A 17598-nucleotide genomic window follows, 5' to 3' on the forward strand; every position below is an offset into this window, starting at 1 on the left:
ACCAGCGCAGGTGCAGACCCAGCGAGCCGCCGGACCTTTTACCATCGGCCCCTGCGGCACGCGTACCGGATGCCTGCAAGCAGTTGCTTCCGGTGAGGCCGCATCGATCCTCTTCAACCGAGAAGGCCATCCCATGATCACCGTCGAGACCACCGTTGCCGCGCCCGTCCAGGACGTCTGGCGCGCCTACACCACGCCCGAGGACATCAAGCAGTGGAACGCTGCATCGCCCGACTGGCACACCACCGCGGCCAGCGTGGACCTGCGCGAGGGCGGCGCCTTCAGTTCGCGCATGGAGGCCAAGGACGGCAGCATGGGCTTCGACTTCGCGGGCACCTACACGAAGATCGTTCCGAACCAGCGCATCGAGTACGCCTTCGGCGAGCGCGCGGCGCAAGTGGAGTTCATCGAGGAAGGCGGCGCGACGAAGGTGCGCGTGAGCTTCGACCCCGAAAACGAATTTCCGGTCGAGCAGCAGCGCCAGGGCTGGCAGGCCATCCTCGAGAACTTCGCGCGCCACGTGCAGGCGCGCAGCTGAACCCACCAGGAGAAAGCGCGTGTCCCTGCAACTCTGGCTGGCCTTCGTCGCCGCCTCGGCCCTGCTGCTGATCATTCCAGGGCCCACCATCCTTACCGTGATCAGCTATTCGATGTCGCACGGACGCCGCGCCAACGTGCCGCTGGTGGCCGCCGTGGCGCTGGGCGATTCGACCGCGCTGGTGCTCTCGCTGCTGGGCCTGGGTGCGCTGCTCGCGGCCTCCGCCTTCTGGTTCACGGTGGTGAAGTTCGTGGGCGGCCTGTACCTGCTCTACCTGGGCATCAAGCTGCTGCGCGCCGGCATCTCGCCCGCCGAACTGGCCGCGCCGGCCGCACCGGGCTCGCGCTGGCGCCTGTTCGCCAACACCTGGCTGGTGACGGCGCTCAACCCGAAGGGCATCGTGTTCTTCGTCGCCTTCCTGCCGCAGTTCATCAACCCCCGCGGCGACGTGTCGCAGCAGATGCTGCTGCTGGCCATCACCTTCGTCGTCATGGCGACCCTCAACGCCAGCCTGTATGCGGCTTTCGCGAGTTCGGCGCGGCGCTTCCTCGCGTCGCCGCGCGCGCTGCGCGGCTTCAACATCGCGGGCGGATCGCTGCTGTCGGCGGCGGGCGTGTGGGCGCTGTTCGCGCGGCGTCCGGTCTAGCGAAAAAAGATGCCGCGCTTCGTCGCCTTCCTGCGTGGCGTGAGCCCGGCCAATGCGAGCATGCCGCAGCTCAAGCAATGCTTCGAGGCGGCTGGCTTCAAGAACGTGCGCACGGTGCTGTCCAGCGGCAACGTGGTGTTCGACGCGCGGGCGGCGTCCGATGCGGCGATCGAGCGCAAGGCCGAACAGTGCATGCAGGAGGCGCTGGGCCGCAGCTTCTACACCATCGTGCGCCCGTCGGCCGAGCTGCAGGCGCTGCTGGCCACCGATCCTTTCACGGCGCACGGCGTGCCCGCGAACGCCAAGCGCGTGGTGAGCTTCCTGCGCGAGGCGCGCGAGCCGCGCGTGAAACTACCGCTGGCCAGGGACGAGGCTGCCGTGCTGTGCCTGTCGGGGCGCGAGGCCTTCTCCGCCTACCTGCCGTCGGACAAGGGGCCGGTGTTCATGAAGCTCATCGAGAGCGCCTTCGGCAGCGACGTGACCACGCGCACCTGGGATACGGTCGCGAAGTGCGCCGCCGCGTAGATCGACTCCAAGCGAACAGGACAAGAACATGTTCCCCACCGACATCCTCCTGGCCTACCTCCTCGCCGTGCTGGTCGTGGTGATCGCGCCCGGCCCGGACAACATCCTGGCCATCAGCCGCGGCCTGAGCCAGGGCCGCGCCGCCGCGGCGCTGTCTTCCGTGGGGGCGGGACTGGGCATCATGGTGCACACCGTCGCGGCCACGCTGGGGCTGGCCCTGGTGCTGCAGACCTCGCCGGTGGCCTTCTGGATCGTCAAGGCGGCGGGCGCCGCCTACCTGCTGTGGCTGGGCTGGAAGGCCATCTTCTCGCGCGGCCTCATCTCCTTCGTGCCGGCGGCGCGGCAGCCGATGAAGCGCGTGTTCCTCACGGGGCTGCTGTCCAACGTCTTGAACCCGAAGCCGGGTCTGTTCGTGGTGGCTTTCCTTCCGCAGTTCGTGGCCGCGTCGCGCGGGCCGGTGTGGGTGCAGATGCTGGTGTACGGCGCCATCTTCGCGGTGCTGACGGCCATCATCTTCACCGTGCTCGGGGCCTTTGCGGCCCAGTTGTCGAAGGCGCTGGCGCGCCGGCCGCGCGTGGTGCTGGCGGCCAACGTGGGCGCGGGGCTGACCTTCGTTGTGGCCGGGTTGTCGATCCTTGCGCTTGACCGGCGCAGGTGATGGCCACCGTGCACCGCGTCTTCGTGTTCGGCACGCTGAAGGAAGGCTTCCCCAACTTCGCGACCAACCGGGGACGGCGTCTGCCGGGCAGCTTCGTCACCCGGGAGCGCTATCCGCTCTACCTGGTCGGCGAGCGGCATTCGCCCTGGCTTGTCGACCGGCCGGGTGAGGGCGAGCGCGTGGCGGGCCAGGTGTTCGAGGTGAGCGAGGAAGCCCTTGCCGCGATGGACGCGCTGGAGCGCATCCACGCGCCCGACGGCTACCGCCGCTTGCGGATCACCGTCGAGGCGGAGCGGGGCGGGACCTTCGAGGTGTTCGCGTATCTCAAGCAAGCGGGCGACCTGTTGGCCGCCGAGGTCCGCATGGGACCGCTGGCTGAGTACAAGCCCGAGCATGCGGCGCTGTACCGTCCCAGACAATAGCCGCCAGCATGCGCTTCGAAGGAACGATCAAGAGCTGGAACGAGGCCAAGGGCTTCGGCTTCCTTGCTTCCACGCAGGGAGGGCAGGACGTCTTCGTCCATGTGTCGGCATTGCCGCGCGGCAGCGGCGTGCCCCGCGTCGGGCAGGCCTTCAGCTTCGAGGTGGAGCTCAATCGCGAAGGAAAGAAGCGCGCCGTTCGCGTGGCGCCTGCGGGCCAGGCCTATTCCGCGCCGCGCCGTTCGCATCCGCGCGAGCGCGAAGGCAGGAGCCCGGTGGCCGTGCTTGTCGGCTTCGTTCTCGTGCTGGTGATCGGTGCGGCTGCGTACGGCAAGTTCGGCGGGCTATTCACGCGGCTGGCTGCGTCGGACGCTGGCTCCGAAAGCATTGCCGTGCAAGCGGCGCCCGTCGAGGTTCCGGTTTTGTTCAGGTGCGATGGACGCACGCACTGTTCCCAGATGAGTTCCTGCGCGGAAGCCAAGTACTTCCTGAAGAACTGCCCCGGCGTGAAGATGGACGGCAACGGCGATGGCGTGCCCTGCGAGCAGCAGTGGTGCACCAGCCTCTTCGCGCGGTAGCAGCGACACCATCGGCATCGAGGTCACCCGCACCACGCACCTGTTCAACTTTCTTGCGCTCGACTCGTTCGCCCGTTACAAATCGTCATCAAAGGGAGGACGAGCAGATGGATGAAGGGCTGTGTCTTGCGCTGGGCGTGTCCGCCGGCACCGTGATCGGCGCCCTGCATGGGCAACTGGGTCTTTGGTTGGCGATTGGCGCCGCCCTGGGCGTGGCATTCGAGATCGGCCTGCGCCGCCGCTGAGGAAGGGGCGTGGCCATGTCGTCGATCCGCCCCTGCCCGTTGCCGCCCGATGCCCTGCTGGCGGGCTATGCCGCCGGCGGCGCCTTTGCCGACTGCTACACCGCCGAGGTCGCGCGGCCGGTGCCGCATGGCAGCTTCATCGAGGCCTTCTACCGCGGCGGCCTCATGCGGCTGGAACGCCGCCTGATCGGCCTCGCGCTGTCCAGGCCGTCGACCGATGCGCAGGTTCGCGAACTTGCCGCGGGCCAGACGCGTGAGTTCTCGGCCTGGCGGGTCGAGCACCGCACGCCCAACCAGCTGCTGATGCGCGACGTGGGCGGCCGCACGCGCTCCTGGCTGATGACGGTGCCTGAGGGCGCGAACGGCACGCGTCTGTACTTCGGCTCCGCCGTCGTCCCGAGCGTGGACCGCGCCACCGGCAAGTCGCGCATGGGCTTCGGCTTCCATGCACTGCTGGGCTTCCACAAGCTGTATTCGCGCCTGCTGCTGGGCGCGGCGCTGGCGCGGTTGCAAGCGCCTGAAGCCCGGGGCTAGAGCAGGCTCGAGATCTGCCGCGCCGCCGCCAGCAGCGGCGGCAGCATGCTTTCCTGCATCACCTTGGCGCTGGTGCGGTTCGCCTGCCCGCTGATGTTGAGCGCGGCCACCATGCGGCCCGCGCGGTCGGTGATGGGCGCGGCGATGGAGATCAGGCCCTCTTCCAGTTCCTGGTTCACCACGCACCATCCCTGCCGGCGCGCCTGCTGCACCCGTGCCAGGATGACCTCCGGGTCCGTCAGCGTGTGCTTGGTGAAGGCCTCGACGCCCGAGGCGGCGATGCGCGCCTTCACCTCGTCGTCGGGCAGCTCGCCCAGAAGCAGCCGGCCCATCGACGTGCACCACGCGGGCAGGCGCGAGCCCACACCGAGGTTGATGCGCATGATCTTCTGCGTGGGCACGCGCAGCACGTAGACGATGTCGGTGGCGTCCAGCACGGCCGCCGAACACGACTCCTGCACCTCCCGTACCAGCGCCTCCATCACCGGCTCGGCGCGGTTCCAGATGGGCATGGACGACAGGTAGGCAAAGCCCAGGTCGAGGATGCGCGGCGTGAGCGAGAAGAGCTTGCCGTCGCTGCCCACATAGCCCAGCGTCTGCAGCGTGAGCAGGATGCGGCGTGCGCCCGCGCGGGTGAGGCCGGTGGCGGCGGCCACTTCCGACAGCGTCTGGTGCGGCGTGCGGGCGCTGAAGGAACGGATGACTTCCAGCCCGCGCGCGAAGGACTGCACGTAGGCGTCGCCGGGGCGGGGTGTATCGGTGTGTGTCGCTAGGCTTGTCATGGCGGGCGATCCTCTCTAAAATTCATTATACGAACAAATGTTCGGTATTCGAACAAAATCCACAAGCGGATTTTGGGCGGACAGATCCCTCGGTTCCGCGTTTTCCCCACCCAGGAGACAGATTCAATGATCGACAAGATCGCAGCCTCGGTCGCCGATGCCATGGCCGGCGTCCGCGACGGTGCCACCGTCCTCATCGGCGGCTTCGGCACCGCCGGCATTCCCAACGAACTCATCGACGGCCTGATCGCCCACGGCGCCAAGGACCTCACCGTGGTGAACAACAACGCGGGCAATGGCGACACCGGCCTGGCCGCGCTGCTCAAGGCCGGCCGCGTTCGCAAGATCATCTGCAGCTTCCCGCGCCAGGCCGACAGCTTCGTCTTCGACGAGCTCTACCGCAGCGGCAAGCTGGAGCTGGAACTGGTCCCGCAGGGCAACCTGGCCGAGCGCATCCGCGCGGCCGGCGCCGGCGTGGGCGCCTTCTTCTGCCCCACCGGCTTCGGCACGCAGCTCTCGGGCGACCGCGAGGTTCGCGAGATCAACGGCAAGAAGTACGTGCTGGAATTCCCCATCCACGGCGACGTGGCCCTCATCAAGGCCGAGGCCGGCGACCGCTGGGGCAACCTCATCTACCGCAAGGCCGCCCGCAACTTCGGCCCGGTGATGGCCATGGCCTCGAAGAAGACCATCGCCACCGTGCACGAGATCGCCGAGCTGGGCACGCTGGACCCGGAGTCCATCGTCACCCCCGGCATCTTCGTGCACCACGTCGTCAAGATCGATCGCGTCGCCACGCAAGCGGGCGGCTTCAAGAAGGCAGCTTGAGCTGCCGGGCCGCCCCAAAGCAAAAACCGTAGCGCGAAAGCGCGTAGGAGCATATTTCTCATGGCATACACCCGCCGCACCAAGGACGAACTGGCCAAGCGCGTCGCGCAGGACATCTTCGACGGCGCCGTCGTCAACCTGGGCATCGGCCAGCCCACGCTGGTGGCCAACCACCTGCCGGCCGGCCGCGAGGTCATCCTGCACAGCGAGAACGGCATCCTGGGCATGGGCCCGGCGCCGGCCGCAGGCGAGGAAGACTACGACCTCATCAACGCCGGCAAGCAGCCGGTCACGCTGCTGCCCGGCGGCGCCTACTTCCACCATGCCGACAGCTTCGCGATGATGCGCGGCGGCCACCTGGACATCTGCGTGCTGGGTGCTTTCCAGGTGTCGGCCACCGGCGACCTGGCCAACTGGCACACCGGCGAGAAGGACGCCATCCCCGCCGTCGGCGGCGCGATGGACCTGGCCATCGGCGCCAAGCAGACCTGGGTCATGATGGACCTGCTCACCAAGAAGGGCGAGAGCAAGCTGGTCGAGAAGTGCACTTACCCGCTCACCGGCATCGGCTGCGTGAAGCGCGTCTACTCCGACGTCGCCACGCTGGAATGCACGCCGCAAGGCCTGAAGCTCATCGACCTCGTCGATGGCCTCACACACGCCGAACTCGAGAAGCTGGTCGGCCTGCCCATCGCAGCCGCCTGAGCGTCACCTCATTCACACATTCACCGGGACACACACCATGATCAACGAAGCCTTCATCTGCGACGCGATCCGCACGCCTTTCGGCCGCTACGGCGGCGCCCTGTCCAGCGTGCGCGCCGACGACCTGGGCGCAGTGCCGCTCAAGGCCCTGATGGAACGCAACGCCAAGGTCGACTGGCAGGCCGTGACCGACGTGCTCTATGGCTGCGCCAACCAGGCCGGGGAGGACAACCGCAACGTGGCGCGCATGTCGGCCCTGCTGGCGGGCCTGCCCGTGGAACTGCCCGGCGGCACCATCAACCGCCTGTGCGGCTCGGGCATGGATGCCGTGGGCACGGCCGCGCGTGCCATCAAGGCGGGCGAAGCCGGCCTCATGATCGCCGGCGGCGTCGAAAGCATGAGCCGCGCGCCCTTCGTCATGCCCAAGGCCGAGAGCGCCTTCAGCCGCGCCAACGCGGTGTACGACACCACCATCGGCTGGCGCTTCGTCAACAAGCTGATGAAGGCGCAGTACGGCGTCGACTCCATGCCCGAGACGGCCGAGAACGTGGCCACCGACTACAAGATCGAGCGCGAGGCGCAGGACCGCATGGCGCTGGCCTCGCAGCAGAAGGCCGTGGCCGCGCAGAAGTCCGGCTTCTTCGATTCGGAGATCGTGCCCGTCACCATCCCGCAGAAGAAGGGCGACGCAGTCGTCGTCAGCAAGGACGAGCATCCGCGCGACACCAGCCTGGAGGCGCTGGCCAAGCTCAAGGGCGTGGTGCGTCCCGACGGCACCGTCACCGCCGGAAATGCCAGCGGCGTGAACGATGGCGCCGTGGCCATCCTGCTGGCCAGCGAAGCCGCGGCCGCGAAGAACGGCCTGACGCCGCGCGCCCGCGTGGTCGGCATGGCCACCGCCGGCGTGGCGCCGCGCGTGATGGGCATCGGCCCGGCCCCGGCCACGCAGAAGGTGCTGGCGCTCACAGGCCTGAAGCTGGAGCAGCTCGACGTCATCGAGCTGAACGAAGCCTTCGCCGCCCAGGGCATCGCCGTGCTGCGCATGCTGGGGCTGAAGGACGACGACGCGCGCGTCAACATCAACGGCGGCGCCATTGCCCTCGGCCACCCGCTGGGTGCCAGCGGCGCGCGCCTGGTGACCACCGCGGTCAACCAGCTCCACAAGAGCGGCGGCCGCTATGCGCTGTGCACCATGTGCATCGGCGTGGGCCAGGGCATCGCCGTGATCCTCGAGCGCGTCTGATGCGCGCTGACTTCGACGCGCGCCGCCGCGCGCTCGTGCTGGCCGCGCTCGCGGCCGGCGCGACGGGTGGGGTGCGCGCGCAATCGTCGGCGCGGCCCATCCGCCTCATCGTTCCCTTTGCCGCCGGCGGCGGCAACGACGTGTTCGCACGCCAGATGGCCAAGAGCCTGGGCGAACTGCGCCAGCAGGGCATCGTGGTGGAGAACAAGCCCGGCGCCGGCGGCAACCTCGGCACCGAGCAGGTGGTGCGCAGCGCGCCCGACGGGCTCACGCTGCTGCTGGGCCATTCGGGCACGGTCTCGATCAACCCGGCGCTCTACCAGGCCCTGAAGTTCGACGCCCGCAAGGACCTGGCACCGGTGGCGATGTTCGCCTCCTCCGCGCTGGTGCTCGTGGTGCCGGCGGCCTCGCCCGCGAAGAACGTGGCCGAGCTGGTGGCCATCGCGCGCAAGAAGCCCGACGCGCTCGACTACGCCTCCAGCGGCGCGGGCACGGGCGGCCACCTCACCGGCGAGATGTTCGCGCAGCGCGCGGGCCTCAAGCTCAGCCACATCCCGTACAAGGGCACCAACCCCGCGCTCACCGACGTGGCGGGCGGGCAGGTGCAGATGATGTTCAGCGTCATCCCGCCGGCCCTCGCGCTGGTCAAGAGTGGCAAGCTGCGCGCGCTGGCCGTCACGGGCGCGAAGCGCCTGCCGTCGCTGCCCGACGTGCCCACTGTGGCGGAGTCGGGCGTGAAGGGGCTGGAGGGCTTCGAGAGCACGCTGACCTACGGCGTGCTCGCGCCGCGCGGCACGCCCGACGCCTTCGTCAAGGAGTTGTCGGCGCAGATGCTCAAGGTGGCCGCCACCGAGGAATTCCAGTCGCGACTGGGCGTGGAAGGTGCCGTGCCGCTGCTGGGCGGACCGGCCGAGTACGCCGCGCTCATCGCGAAGGAGAGCGCGCAGTGGGCCCAGATCATCAAGGTCTCCGGCGCCACCGCCGAGTGACTGACACACAGAACAATTCCAATTCACTGAACCTGAAACCTGAGGAGATCCACTTGAAGTTTGCTTCCGTCCTGACTCGCCGCGCACTGGGCGCCGCATCGCTCGCCATGGCCGCTGCAGGCCTGCTGCCCAGCCTTGCGAACGCTCAAGCCACCGCGGCGGCCACGGCCTTCCCGACCAAGCCGGTGCGCATCATCACGCCCTTCCCGGTGGGTGGCGGTCCTGACGGCGTCGCGCGCCTGGTGGCCGACAAGCTTTCGCGCGCGTGGGGCCAGCCGGTGGTGGTGGAGAACCGCCCGGGCGGCAATGGCTTCATCGCCATCGATGCCTGGAAGCGCGGCGCCAAGGACGGCCACGACCTGCTGGTGCTGGACAACGTGCACCTGGCGGCTTACCCCGCCCTGTTCAAGAAACTGCCCTACGACCCGGCCAAGGACTTCGACACGCTGCTGCCGCTGTTCCGCACCTACTTCTTCTTCACGGTGCCGACCAACAGCAAGTACAAGACCGTGGGCGACCTCATCGCCGATGCCAAGGCGCATCCGGGCCAGCTCAACTACGGCTCGTGGTCGGTGGGCAACCCGGTGCACCTGGGCTCGGAGCTCTTCGAGTCGGCCACCGGCACTCAGATGGAGCACGTGATCTACAAGGAGACCACGCAGCTCTACACCTCGGTGGCCACCGGCGAGCTGGCCTTTGCGCTGGGCTCCATCGCCACCGCGGGCCCGCTGCAGCGCGGCGGCAAGCTGCGTTTCCTGGCCGTGGCCGCGCCCCAGCGCGTGTCCGCCTTCCCAGACGTGCCCACCGTGGGCGAGTCTGGCGGTCCCAAGGGCTTCGAGGTGACCGGCTGGAACGCCATCGCCGTGCCGCCGGGCCTGCCCGCCGCGGTCACCGAGAAGATCCGGCGCGACATCGAGAAGGGCCTGGCCGAGGCCGACGTGCAGGAGAAGTTCAAGAGCTTCGGCTACGAGCCTTTCCCCACCACGCGCCCGCAGTTCGACCAGTTTGTGAAGAGCGAGACGCAGCGCTTCGGCGACGTGATCCGCAAGGCGAACGTGTCGCTGGACTGAGTCCCTCGACGACGATTGCAAGGGCGCCTTCGGGCGCCCTTTTTTCGTTGGGGCTCATAGCCGGCAGGCATCGCGATGATTGATGCGCTTGGCTGGCCGAGGCGGCGTGCAGCTGAGAACATTCGAGCCATGAAACAAGTTCGCAAGATCATCGGCCTCACCATCTCCGCTGCCGGCCTCGTGGTGCTGGCCGCCGGCCTGGTCTGAAGAAGACCTTGACTGTCTAGCGGCTTGCCGCGGCGGGTGCCTGCTTCAATGCCGCTTCGAAGAAATCCACCAGCACGCGCTGGTAGGTGTCGCCAAAGCGCTCGGTACCCATGGGCTCCATGTGGCCCGCACCGGGCACCTCGACCAGGCGCTTGGGCTCGTGCGCATCGGCCAGCAGGCGCTGCGAGTGGGACAGCGGAATCACCGCATCGCGGGTGCCGTGGATGAAGAGCAGTGGAATGGGCGCGATGCCGGCCACGTACCTGGAGGCAGCGTAGGTATCGCCCACCAGCAGGCCGGCGCCCCGCAGCGTGTCGTCGGCGATCGACGAGTAGGAATAGAAGGTCGATTCGATCGCCACCGCCCGCACGCCTTCACGCTGCCCCGAGCCCACCGCGGCGATCGCGTTGGTGCCGCCCAGGCTCTGGCCGAACACCAGCAGGCGCGCCGGGTCCACGTCGGGGCGCGAGCGCACATGGCGGATCGCGCTCACCGAATCCTCGAACAGGCCGCGCGCTTCGGGCTTCCCTGCGGACTCGCCGTAGCCGCGGTAGTCGAACACGAAGACGTTGAAGTCCTTTCTGGGCAGCCAGGCGACGAAGCGCCGGTGCGCGCTCATGTTCTGCGCATTGCCGTGGAAGTGGATGACGGTGCCCCTGGCCTGGCGCGAATCGGCGCGGCCCACGGCCGGGATGAACCAGGCGCTGAGCAGGGTGCCGTCGGTGCTGCGAAAACTCAGCGGCTCGAAGCGCAGGCCCAGCGCGGCCGGCGTCGCGTAGCGCACGCGGTCGGGGTGGAAGAACATCGATTCGACGCAGCCGCCGAGCAGGAAGATGGGTAGCGCGAGGAGGGCGCTGCGGGAGAGCCTGGTGAACGCTGCGCGGGCCATCGCCGGCTTCAGGTCCCGCGAGCCGCGACGTTCGGTACAAGCGGCTTGCGGTAGGTCGTGTTGCGCTTGGTCACCCGGAAGCCGCAGTCTTCGTACACGCTGACCGCACCTGTGAGGCTGTCGCTGTCGACGCCCAGGTGGCTTTCCGTCATGCCCGCCTCGGCGAGCGTCCGCAGGCTCTGCGCAACCAGTGCGCGCGCCACGCCGCGCCGGCGCCACGGGCGCGCCACGCTGATGTGCTCGGTGTAGCCCCGGCGCTTGTCGAACATGCGGTTGTAGTCCTCGTCGATCCAGGTCTTGACCTGCCCCACGATGGTGTCGGTCGCGACGTCCCAGGCGATCTGCCAGCGCTGCGGCTGGAACAGCTTGCTGCCCACCCACCGCTGGAAATCCTCGGGCCGGGATTGCGCGATGCCCCAGTGGTCGCGCAGCGCCTCCCTGTGGGTGTCCCAGATCAGGCGGTGGTGCGCAGGCAGCACCGGCCGCAGTTCGAGGCCGTCCGGCAGGCGAAAGGAGGGTGGGTGCTCCAGATCCGAGTGCAGCATCTCGAAGAAGTGGCGCTCGGGCGTGTAGCCTGCGGCCTCGATCAGGGCCCTGCGGCGCACTTCGCTTTGTTGGACAAACACCTGGTGCTGATGCGTCGTGCCGGCATGCTGCGCGGCCACTTCGCGATGGCGCTGCTCGATCCATTTCTGCAGAGAACGGCCGATCCCACGGCCCTGCCAATCGGGTCGAACGAAGCCCAGTTGGCTGTGCAGCATCAGGCGTGCGTCCTCCTGGTAGCGCCACACGCGCGTATACGCCACCAGTTCTCCGTGGACCTCGACCAGTCGCACGTCGTGGTGCGGATCGCAGTCGTTGAAGCTGGCGTAGTCCCTTGCCATCTGCTCGGCATCGCGCTTCACCTCCAAGCCGTCGGCAGCAGAGCATGCATTTGCCACATGCGCCATGGCCGGAATGTCGACCTCACCCCGGTACGGCCGGAAGAAAAGGCCGTCAACGGCGGGTCGTCCCACTCCTGAAAACTCGAACGTCATCGGTTTTTTCCTCCCTTGTCGTCCCGGATTTTTAGTTCTTTGGTTGACTTGTTCAGGACAACCTTCAAATGTAACCTGATGTACCCCGTCCTCTGCAATAGGAGTTTCTGTGGATCTCAACAAACGGCGCTGGCTGGAAGGCCTCGCCGCGACGGCCGCGGGCCTCGCGCTGCCGACCGCCTGGGCCCAGTCCCGCACCGCTTCCTCCACTTCCCGCGCTATCGAGGGCGGCTGGCCCAGCAAGCCGATCAGGCTGCTGGTGGGATTTCCCGCCGGCGCCTCGCCGGACCTGGCGGCGCGCGCCGTCGCCGAGCCTCTGTCGCAGCTGCTGCGTCAGCCGGTGGTGGTGGAGAACAAGCCCGGCGCCAGCGGCAACGTGGCGGCCGACCTGGTGGCCAAGTCCACCGACGAGCACACCTTCGGCGCGCTCATCAACGGCAACCTCACCATAGCCAAGCTGCTGAGCGAGAAGACGCCCTTCAATCCCGAGACCGACTTCGATCCGGTGGGCCTGATCGGCACCGCCCCGCTGGTGTTCACGCTCTCGGGTAACGCCGGCGGCGCCACGCCGGTGGACCTGGTGCACTGGGCCCGCAGCCAGGGCGCCTCGGCGGTCTACGGTTCGCCCGGCAACGGCACGGTCGGGCACCTGGGCATGGAGCTCATCAAGACCCGCACCGGCATCACCGCGAAGCACGAAGCCTTCAGCGGCAACCCGGCGGTGATCAAGGCCATGCTGGAGGGCAAGGTGCAGATGGCGCTGCTCCCGCCAGGGCTGGTGATGCCGCATGTGCAGGCCGGCAAGCTGCGCGCGGTGGGCGTCACGTCGCCCGAGCCCAGCCCGCTGGTCAGCGGCATGAACACGCTGCGCGACGCCTCCGTGCGCGGCGCCGACCTGGAGATCTGGACGGCGCTGGCCGGGCCGGCGAGCCTGCCCGATCACGTCGTCGACAAGTTCAATGCCGCGCTGGTCACGGTGGTGAGCCGGCCCGAGATCAGCAAGCGCCTGCTCGAAGTGGGCTGGCAGGCCCAGCCCGGCACCGCCGACGCGCTGGCTTCGCGCATGCGCAAGGACACGGCCATGCTGGGCGGCGTGATCCTGATGCGCGGCATCCGCTCCGACGCCTGAGGCGCGCCGGGGCTGCCCCCGGATTTTTCAGTGCCGGCCGACCAGCGCGATGTATTCGTTGCGCGTCTCTTCCGACACGCTGGACACCACCTGCCGCCACGGCGTCTGGTGCCGCGCCAGCAGCCGCGCATCGGCCACCGAACGCGAGCGGCAGAACCAGTGGCAGCTGTGCTGGAAGAGCAGCAGCTCGGCGGTCATCATGTAGGCGCGCTCCTTGTCCTGCAGCTGCGCGGCGTTGTCGATGGCCGCCTGCACGGCACGCGCATGCAGCTCGAACAGGCGCCGCGCGTCGAACAGCCGTGAGCGTGGCAGCAGCTGCTGCGCGTAGGGCATCGAGAAGGGCAGCCGGCTCGCCTGGGCCTGCGGCGCCGGAACGACGGTGGCGAACTCGCGGGCGAAGCTGGCCATCTGCGAGGCCAGCGATCGCTCGGTGCCCTGCAGCATGTTCCACAGCGGGGCGCGGCGCTCCGGGTCCTGTTCTTCCAGCCAGCGCAGGTAGCCGTCGGTGAGCTGCTGCATCAGCCGCTCGATCTGGTAGCCCTGCAGCACGCGGCCCAGCAGGGCGATGCGGCGGCGCTGCTCGAAGGCATTGAGCACGGCCCAGGCAGCCACCAGCAGGAAGATGGACGTGAGCGTGCTCATGGCAGGCGGTGGGCGGGGCGGTCGCGCATGAAGAGAAAAGGGAAGTGCGGAAGAAGGGAGAAGCGCGAGTCTACGTGTCCAGCGACGATCTCCAGACCAGCGTCGCGGCCGCCAGGTCCTCCAGCGCATTGCCCACCGCCTTGAACACGGTGCGCTCGGCATCGCTCGCCCGGCCCTGGCGCTCGCCGCGGCACAGCTGGAAGAGCGTGGCCTGCACCTCGTCCTCGCGAAGGTGGCCGGCGGCCATCGCGTCGAGCAGGTCGCCGGATTTCTTCAGGGCCTCCCCGGTGTCGACGAAGCTTCGGGCGCCATCGCCGAAGCACGCGGGATCGGCCTCGCGCATCTGCGGCGTGAAGCTGCCGATCAGGTCCAGGTGCGAGCCGGGCTGCAGCCATTCGCCCCGCACCAGCGGGGCGGTCGAGAGGGTGGCGCAGCTCACGATGTCGGCATGGCGCACCGCGTCCTCCAGGTCGTCGGCGGCGCGCGCATCCAGCCCCTGCGCGCGCCACTGCGCCGCCAGGGCCTGCGCGCCCTCGGGCCGGTGGTTCCACACAGTCACCGCGTCGATGCCCGGCCGCACCTGCCGCATGGCCGCCGGCAGCAGGCGCGCGACGCGGCCGGTGCCCAGCACCAGCAGGCGCCGCGCATCCGTGCGCGCCAGGAAGGACGCGCCCAGCGCCGCGGCTGCGGCGGTGCGGCGCGAGGTGATCTCGTCGCCGTCCATCATGGCCAGCGGCACGCCGGTGCGGGCGTCGTAGAGCACGTAGCTCGCATGCAACCCCGGCAGCCCGCGCGCGCCATTGCCGGGAAAGATGTTGACCGTCTTGATGCCCAGGAAGCCGTCCTCGCTCCACGCCGGCATGATCAGCACGGTGCCCTCGTCGGCACCCATCTTCACCTCGTGCACGTGGCGCGCCGGTACGCAGACCTGGCCGGCGAAGGCCGCGTGCAGGGCAGGCAGCAGGCGGTCGAAGTCCAGCGCGGCGCGGGTGGTGGCGGCATCGAAGATCTTCATGGGGCTCCTGGCACTTCTGGAACTGCGGGGATTCGCGGCTGGGGCTTCGGCAGGAATTGTGGGGCCCCGCCACAATGGCGCCTTCGTCCGAAATCCGCGCTCCGTCGTCTTCCCGTCTTGTCGCTCCCCGTCATCACCAGCACCTATTTCTACCTGGTCGCAGTGCCCGCCGTGCTGCTGCTGGGCATCAGCAAGAGCGGATTCGGCGCCGGCTTCGGCTCGCTGGCCGTGCCCATGATGGCGCTGGCAGTGCCGGTGCCCGAGGCCGCCGCCATCCTCATGCCGCTGCTCTTCGTCATGGACGTGCTGGGCCTGGCGGCCTTCAGGCGCGACGTGGACCTGAGGCTGCTGAAGTTCCTCGTTCCCTTCGGCCTGCTCGGCACGGTGGCGGGCACGCTGCTGTTCCGGCTGCTGTCGCCGCACGCGGTGGCCGGCATCGTGGGCGTGTTCACGCTGCTCTTCCTGGCGCAGCGGCTGCTGTTCCCGCCCAAGCCGGACGATCCGCTTCCGCGGCGCGGCCTGGGTGCGCTGCTGACCGTCGCCTCGGGCTTCACCAGCTTCATCTCGCATGCGGGCGGGCCGCCGCTCAATGCCTACCTCATCCCGCTGCGGATGAGCCCCATCGCCTTCACCGCCACGGTGGCCTACTTCTTCTTCGTGGTGAACCTCAGCAAGTGGATTCCCTACGCCTGGCTGGGCCTGCTCGACATCAGGAACATGGCGACCTCGCTGATGCTGATGCCGCTGGCGCCCGTGGGCGTGTGGCTGGGCGTGAAGATCGCGCGGCGCATCGATGCCAAGACCTTCTACCGCTTCATCTACGTGGGCATGCTGCTCGCCGGCCTGAAGCTGGTGTACGACGGCTTCATCGCCCACTGAACCTCACCCGACCCGACCCATCCCAACCCACCAACGCACGGCCATGAGCACATCCCACACCACAGCACAGCACCTCGTCATCCTCACCGGCGGCTCGCGCGGCATGGGCCGCGCCATGGCCGAGCAGCTGCTGGCCCGGCCGGGCCACACACTGATCTGCATCTCGCGCGGCAGCTCGGCCGAACTGGCCGCCGCGCCCGTCGGCGAAGGCAGCGCGCTGCAGCAGTGGTCGCACGACCTGGACGACGCCACGGGTGCGGCCGTGCAGATCTCGCAGTACCTGCAGGGCCTGGAAGCGGGCCGCTACGCGAGCGCCACGCTCATCAACAATGCCGGCGTGATTGCGCGTCCGGCGCCGCTGTCGGACGCGCAGCTGCCCGACCTGATGCGCGCGCTGCGCGTGGGGCTGGAGGCGCCCATGCTGCTGACGAGCGCCTTCCTGCAGGCCACCCGCGGCTGGACGCAGGCGCGGCGCAAGGTGCTCAACATCTCCTCCGGCCTGGGCCGCAATGCCATGGCCAGCCAGGCCGCGTACTGCGCGGCCAAGGCCGGCATGGACCACTTCTCGCGCTGCGTGGCGCTGGAAGAGGCGCAGCTGGCCCACGGCGCGAAGGTGGTGTCGCTGGCGCCGGGCGTGATCGACACCGACATGCAGGTGGAATTGCGCAGCGGCGATCCGGCCAAGTTCCCGGACCGCGAGCGCTTCACCCGCATGCAGGCCGAGGGCATGCTGGCCTCGCCGGCGGTGGCCGGGGGCCGCGTTCTGGCCTACCTGGACCGGGCCGACTTCGGCAGCCAGCCGGTGGCCGACGTGCGCGACGCGTGAACCAGGATTGAGGGCGCCCTCAGGCGCACTAGATCTTGCGCCGGACCAATTCGGCGTCCGGCGAGTAGGGGCGCAGGAAGGCGGTGGTTTCCTCCACCGGGCAGGCCAGCCAGTCTTCCAGCCAGGCGTCGTGCAGAAGGGCCGGGTGGCGCTGCCCGGCCTCGCAGCGCACCGAGAAGATCGCGAAGCTTTCCACGCACTGGCCCTGCGGCGAGCGCCAGCCGTTCCACAGGCCCGCCAGGGCCATCACCTTGCCGTCGGCACGCGAGACCTGCTGAAGGCTGCCCGGGCCGTCCTTACCTTCGATGTTCAGCGCGTCCACAAGGGCCACGCAGCGGTGGCCGCGCTTCCAGGGTTGCAGGAAGTTGCGATCGCCGGCGGCGGTTTCTGCCGGGGCCTCGAAGAGGGGGTCTTCGCCGTCCTTGGAGAACAGCGGGATCAGGCCCCATCGGCCCGTGACTGCCTCGAAGCGGCTCGGCGGCTTGAGACTGCCGGGGTGGTCGGCCCGCGGCCGGCGCACGAAGATGCCCGGCTCGCCGGGGCTCACCAGTTGCTGCGGACCCGGCTGGAAGGCAATGCCAAAGCGCGTGGCATAGGGTTCCCTCTCCCTTGCGCTCTGGTATGAATGAATCATGGCTGGAACTATACGGCGCACCGGCCGGCCCCGTCTGTCGGGAGCACCGGTAGTAGGTGTGCGAAGTCGCACTAAAGATACAGTTTTTGCAGCAGCCGGATCAGCGTCTCGCGCTCCCGCGCATTGAGCTTCGCGCTGGCGTCCAGCTCCAGCTGCACCACCGCCTGCTCGGTCTCGCGCGTCAGCTTCTCGCCGGCGGCGGTGAGGTACAGGCCCACCGCGCGGCCGTCGCGCGGATGGGGGCGACGCTCGATCAGGCCGCGGCTGTCCAGTGCGGCGATCAGGTTCACCAGGTTGGGCGGCAGGATGTCCAGCGTGGCGCACAGCTGGCGCGAGGTGGCGCCGGGGTTGTGGGTCAGCAGCGAGAGCACCGAGAAATCCACCTGCTTGAGCCCGTAGGGCGCCATGCGCTCGGAGAACACGGCGCTGATCTGCGACCACGCGCGGCGGGTGTTGTAGCCCACCAGGGTTTCCAGGAATCCGTTGTCCAAGCTGTCGCTCCCGCCGGCCTTGTCCGAGGCCTTGGTCTTGATGGGTCTGGTGGTCGTCGACCTGGTTTGGCGCGTCATGGCCAGGAAGC

General features: G+C 68.8%; 24 protein-coding genes. 17 read left to right on the forward strand and 7 right to left on the reverse strand.

What is annotated here, in order from left to right; genetic code table 11:
• The first annotated feature begins 133 nt into the window (after positions 1-133).
• From BM345_RS15770 to BM345_RS15800, 8 genes are all read left to right on the forward strand, one after another.
• On the forward strand, positions 134-538 hold the full coding sequence (locus BM345_RS15770) for an SRPBCC family protein (RefSeq protein WP_093380953.1): 405 nt from the start codon (positions 134-136) through the stop codon (positions 536-538).
• 19 nt (positions 539-557) lie between these two features.
• Positions 558-1184, forward strand: a complete 627-nt coding sequence (locus BM345_RS15775) for a LysE family translocator (protein WP_093380955.1) — start codon at positions 558-560, stop codon at positions 1182-1184.
• A gap of 9 nt (positions 1185-1193) precedes the next feature.
• Complete coding sequence (locus tag BM345_RS15780) at positions 1194-1709, forward strand: DUF1697 domain-containing protein (RefSeq protein ID WP_093380957.1); 516 nt, start codon at positions 1194-1196, stop codon at positions 1707-1709.
• Positions 1710-1737: 28 nt separating this feature from the next.
• Positions 1738-2367, forward strand: a complete 630-nt coding sequence (locus tag BM345_RS15785; protein WP_093380959.1) for a LysE family translocator — start codon at positions 1738-1740, stop codon at positions 2365-2367.
• On the forward strand, positions 2367-2789 hold the full coding sequence (locus BM345_RS15790) for a gamma-glutamylcyclotransferase family protein (RefSeq protein WP_217653993.1): 423 nt from the start codon (positions 2367-2369) through the stop codon (positions 2787-2789). The genes BM345_RS15785 and BM345_RS15790 overlap by 1 nt, the downstream gene beginning before the upstream one ends.
• Positions 2790-2797: 8 nt before the next feature.
• Entirely contained in the window at positions 2798-3364 is a 567-nt protein-coding gene (locus BM345_RS15795; RefSeq protein WP_093380961.1) for a cold shock domain-containing protein, read from the forward strand.
• A 107-nt stretch (positions 3365-3471) separates the two neighbouring features.
• Positions 3472-3609, forward strand: a complete 138-nt coding sequence (locus tag BM345_RS30150) for a glycine zipper domain-containing protein (protein ID WP_175545027.1) — start codon at positions 3472-3474, stop codon at positions 3607-3609.
• 15 nt (positions 3610-3624) lie between these two features.
• Entirely contained in the window at positions 3625-4143 is a 519-nt protein-coding gene (locus BM345_RS15800; protein ID WP_093380963.1) for a hypothetical protein, read from the forward strand.
• Here BM345_RS15800 and BM345_RS15805 read toward each other — a convergent pair.
• Positions 4140-4925 carry an IclR family transcriptional regulator domain-containing protein gene (locus tag BM345_RS15805; RefSeq protein WP_093380965.1) on the reverse strand — a complete coding sequence of 262 codons (786 nt, stop codon included), beginning with the start codon at positions 4923-4925 and terminating at the stop codon, positions 4140-4142. The genes BM345_RS15800 and BM345_RS15805 overlap by 4 nt on opposite strands.
• A gap of 126 nt (positions 4926-5051) precedes the next feature.
• Between BM345_RS15805 and BM345_RS15810 the strand changes: the two genes are divergently transcribed.
• The 6 genes from BM345_RS15810 to BM345_RS30770 all read left to right on the forward strand — a co-directional run bounded on the left by BM345_RS15810 (position 5052) and on the right by BM345_RS30770 (position 9967).
• On the forward strand, positions 5052-5753 hold the full coding sequence (locus BM345_RS15810; protein WP_093380967.1) for a 3-oxoacid CoA-transferase subunit A: 702 nt from the start codon (positions 5052-5054) through the stop codon (positions 5751-5753).
• A gap of 60 nt (positions 5754-5813) precedes the next feature.
• The gene (locus BM345_RS15815; protein ID WP_093380969.1) at positions 5814-6458 is read left to right on the forward strand and encodes a 3-oxoacid CoA-transferase subunit B; all 645 of its coding nucleotides are present in this window, start codon (positions 5814-5816) and stop codon (positions 6456-6458) included.
• A 37-nt stretch (positions 6459-6495) separates the two neighbouring features.
• Entirely contained in the window at positions 6496-7701 is a 1206-nt protein-coding gene (gene pcaF / locus BM345_RS15820) for a 3-oxoadipyl-CoA thiolase (RefSeq protein ID WP_093380971.1), read from the forward strand.
• Positions 7701-8690: a Bug family tripartite tricarboxylate transporter substrate binding protein gene (locus BM345_RS15825; protein WP_093380973.1), complete on the forward strand. Its 990-nt coding sequence runs from the start codon at positions 7701-7703 to the stop codon at positions 8688-8690. Before pcaF ends, BM345_RS15825 begins: the two co-directional genes overlap by 1 nt.
• A 107-nt stretch (positions 8691-8797) precedes the next feature.
• Positions 8798-9760 (forward strand): Bug family tripartite tricarboxylate transporter substrate binding protein, encoded by a 963-nt coding sequence (locus BM345_RS15830; RefSeq protein ID WP_093381168.1) that lies wholly within the window; start codon positions 8798-8800, stop codon positions 9758-9760.
• Between the two features lie 75 nt (positions 9761-9835).
• A complete protein-coding gene (locus BM345_RS30770; RefSeq protein ID WP_302847554.1) occupies positions 9836-9967 on the forward strand; it encodes a hypothetical protein in 132 nt (43 codons plus the stop codon).
• A gap of 16 nt (positions 9968-9983) precedes the next feature.
• Here BM345_RS30770 and BM345_RS15835 read toward each other — a convergent pair whose 3' ends face one another.
• Together BM345_RS15835 and BM345_RS15840 are read right to left on the reverse strand one after the other, a co-directional pair.
• On the reverse strand, positions 9984-10856 hold the full coding sequence (locus BM345_RS15835; protein ID WP_093380974.1) for an alpha/beta hydrolase: 873 nt from the start codon (positions 10854-10856) through the stop codon (positions 9984-9986).
• A gap of 8 nt (positions 10857-10864) precedes the next feature.
• Complete coding sequence (locus BM345_RS15840; RefSeq protein WP_093380976.1) at positions 10865-11893, reverse strand: GNAT family N-acetyltransferase; 1029 nt, start codon at positions 11891-11893, stop codon at positions 10865-10867.
• A 109-nt stretch (positions 11894-12002) separates the two neighbouring features.
• On the opposite strand from BM345_RS15840, the gene BM345_RS15845 reads away from it, so the two are divergent.
• Entirely contained in the window at positions 12003-13022 is a 1020-nt protein-coding gene (locus BM345_RS15845) for a Bug family tripartite tricarboxylate transporter substrate binding protein (protein WP_093380977.1), read from the forward strand.
• A gap of 27 nt (positions 13023-13049) precedes the next feature.
• Here the strand turns inward: BM345_RS15845 and BM345_RS15850 are convergent, their stop codons facing one another.
• Together BM345_RS15850 and BM345_RS15855 are read right to left on the reverse strand one after the other, a co-directional pair.
• The gene (locus BM345_RS15850; protein ID WP_093380978.1) at positions 13050-13664 is read right to left on the reverse strand and encodes a hypothetical protein; all 615 of its coding nucleotides are present in this window, start codon (positions 13662-13664) and stop codon (positions 13050-13052) included.
• 70 nt (positions 13665-13734) lie between these two features.
• Positions 13735-14679 carry a bifunctional Delta(1)-pyrroline-2-carboxylate/Delta(1)-piperideine-2-carboxylate reductase gene (locus tag BM345_RS15855; protein ID WP_093380980.1) on the reverse strand — a complete coding sequence of 315 codons (945 nt, stop codon included), beginning with the start codon at positions 14677-14679 and terminating at the stop codon, positions 13735-13737.
• Between the two features lie 117 nt (positions 14680-14796).
• Between BM345_RS15855 and BM345_RS15860 the strand changes: the two genes are divergently transcribed.
• Both BM345_RS15860 and BM345_RS15865 read left to right on the forward strand, forming a co-directional pair.
• The gene (locus BM345_RS15860) at positions 14797-15558 is read left to right on the forward strand and encodes a sulfite exporter TauE/SafE family protein (RefSeq protein WP_093380982.1); all 762 of its coding nucleotides are present in this window, start codon (positions 14797-14799) and stop codon (positions 15556-15558) included.
• Positions 15559-15601: 43 nt separating this feature from the next.
• Positions 15602-16384 (forward strand): SDR family NAD(P)-dependent oxidoreductase, encoded by a 783-nt coding sequence (locus BM345_RS15865; protein WP_093380984.1) that lies wholly within the window; start codon positions 15602-15604, stop codon positions 16382-16384.
• 28 nt (positions 16385-16412) lie between these two features.
• On the opposite strand, the gene BM345_RS15870 is transcribed toward BM345_RS15865, so the two are convergent.
• Positions 16413-17018: an SOS response-associated peptidase family protein gene (locus BM345_RS15870; protein WP_093380985.1), complete on the reverse strand. Its 606-nt coding sequence runs from the start codon at positions 17016-17018 to the stop codon at positions 16413-16415.
• Positions 17019-17089: 71 nt separating this feature from the next.
• Positions 17090-17587, reverse strand: coding sequence for a MarR family winged helix-turn-helix transcriptional regulator (locus BM345_RS15875; protein ID WP_093381169.1), 498 nt, complete (start codon positions 17585-17587; stop codon positions 17090-17092).
• Between the last annotated feature and the right edge of the window lie 11 nt (positions 17588-17598).

The sequence above is a fragment of the Variovorax sp. OV329 genome (assembly GCF_900114785.1).
GTDB lineage: Bacteria > Pseudomonadota > Gammaproteobacteria > Burkholderiales > Burkholderiaceae_C > Variovorax.

Coding starts and splice junctions, on each gene's coding strand:
- BM345_RS15830 (WP_093381168.1), top strand. CDS start 8,798: ATGGCCGCTGCAGGCCTGCTGCCCAGCCTTGCGAACGCTCAAGCCACC.
- BM345_RS30150 (WP_175545027.1), top strand. CDS start 3,472: ATGGATGAAGGGCTGTGTCTTGCGCTGGGCGTGTCCGCCGGCACCGTG.
- BM345_RS15790 (WP_217653993.1), top strand. CDS start 2,367: ATGGCCACCGTGCACCGCGTCTTCGTGTTCGGCACGCTGAAGGAAGGC.
- BM345_RS15810 (WP_093380967.1), top strand. CDS start 5,052: ATGATCGACAAGATCGCAGCCTCGGTCGCCGATGCCATGGCCGGCGTC.
- BM345_RS15780 (WP_093380957.1), top strand. CDS start 1,194: ATGCCGCGCTTCGTCGCCTTCCTGCGTGGCGTGAGCCCGGCCAATGCG.
- BM345_RS15795 (WP_093380961.1), top strand. CDS start 2,798: ATGCGCTTCGAAGGAACGATCAAGAGCTGGAACGAGGCCAAGGGCTTC.
- pcaF (WP_093380971.1), top strand. CDS start 6,496: ATGATCAACGAAGCCTTCATCTGCGACGCGATCCGCACGCCTTTCGGC.
- BM345_RS15815 (WP_093380969.1), top strand. CDS start 5,814: ATGGCATACACCCGCCGCACCAAGGACGAACTGGCCAAGCGCGTCGCG.
- BM345_RS15870 (WP_093380985.1), bottom strand. CDS start 17,018: ATGATTCATTCATACCAGAGCGCAAGGGAGAGGGAACCCTATGCCACG.
- BM345_RS30770 (WP_302847554.1), top strand. CDS start 9,836: ATGATTGATGCGCTTGGCTGGCCGAGGCGGCGTGCAGCTGAGAACATT.
- BM345_RS15800 (WP_093380963.1), top strand. CDS start 3,625: ATGTCGTCGATCCGCCCCTGCCCGTTGCCGCCCGATGCCCTGCTGGCG.
- BM345_RS15855 (WP_093380980.1), bottom strand. CDS start 14,679: ATGAAGATCTTCGATGCCGCCACCACCCGCGCCGCGCTGGACTTCGAC.
- BM345_RS15840 (WP_093380976.1), bottom strand. CDS start 11,893: ATGACGTTCGAGTTTTCAGGAGTGGGACGACCCGCCGTTGACGGCCTT.
- BM345_RS15835 (WP_093380974.1), bottom strand. CDS start 10,856: ATGGCCCGCGCAGCGTTCACCAGGCTCTCCCGCAGCGCCCTCCTCGCG.
- BM345_RS15850 (WP_093380978.1), bottom strand. CDS start 13,664: ATGAGCACGCTCACGTCCATCTTCCTGCTGGTGGCTGCCTGGGCCGTG.
- BM345_RS15805 (WP_093380965.1), bottom strand. CDS start 4,925: ATGACAAGCCTAGCGACACACACCGATACACCCCGCCCCGGCGACGCC.
- BM345_RS15770 (WP_093380953.1), top strand. CDS start 134: ATGATCACCGTCGAGACCACCGTTGCCGCGCCCGTCCAGGACGTCTGG.
- BM345_RS15825 (WP_093380973.1), top strand. CDS start 7,701: ATGCGCGCTGACTTCGACGCGCGCCGCCGCGCGCTCGTGCTGGCCGCG.
- BM345_RS15875 (WP_093381169.1), bottom strand. CDS start 17,587: ATGACGCGCCAAACCAGGTCGACGACCACCAGACCCATCAAGACCAAG.
- BM345_RS15785 (WP_093380959.1), top strand. CDS start 1,738: ATGTTCCCCACCGACATCCTCCTGGCCTACCTCCTCGCCGTGCTGGTC.
- BM345_RS15865 (WP_093380984.1), top strand. CDS start 15,602: ATGAGCACATCCCACACCACAGCACAGCACCTCGTCATCCTCACCGGC.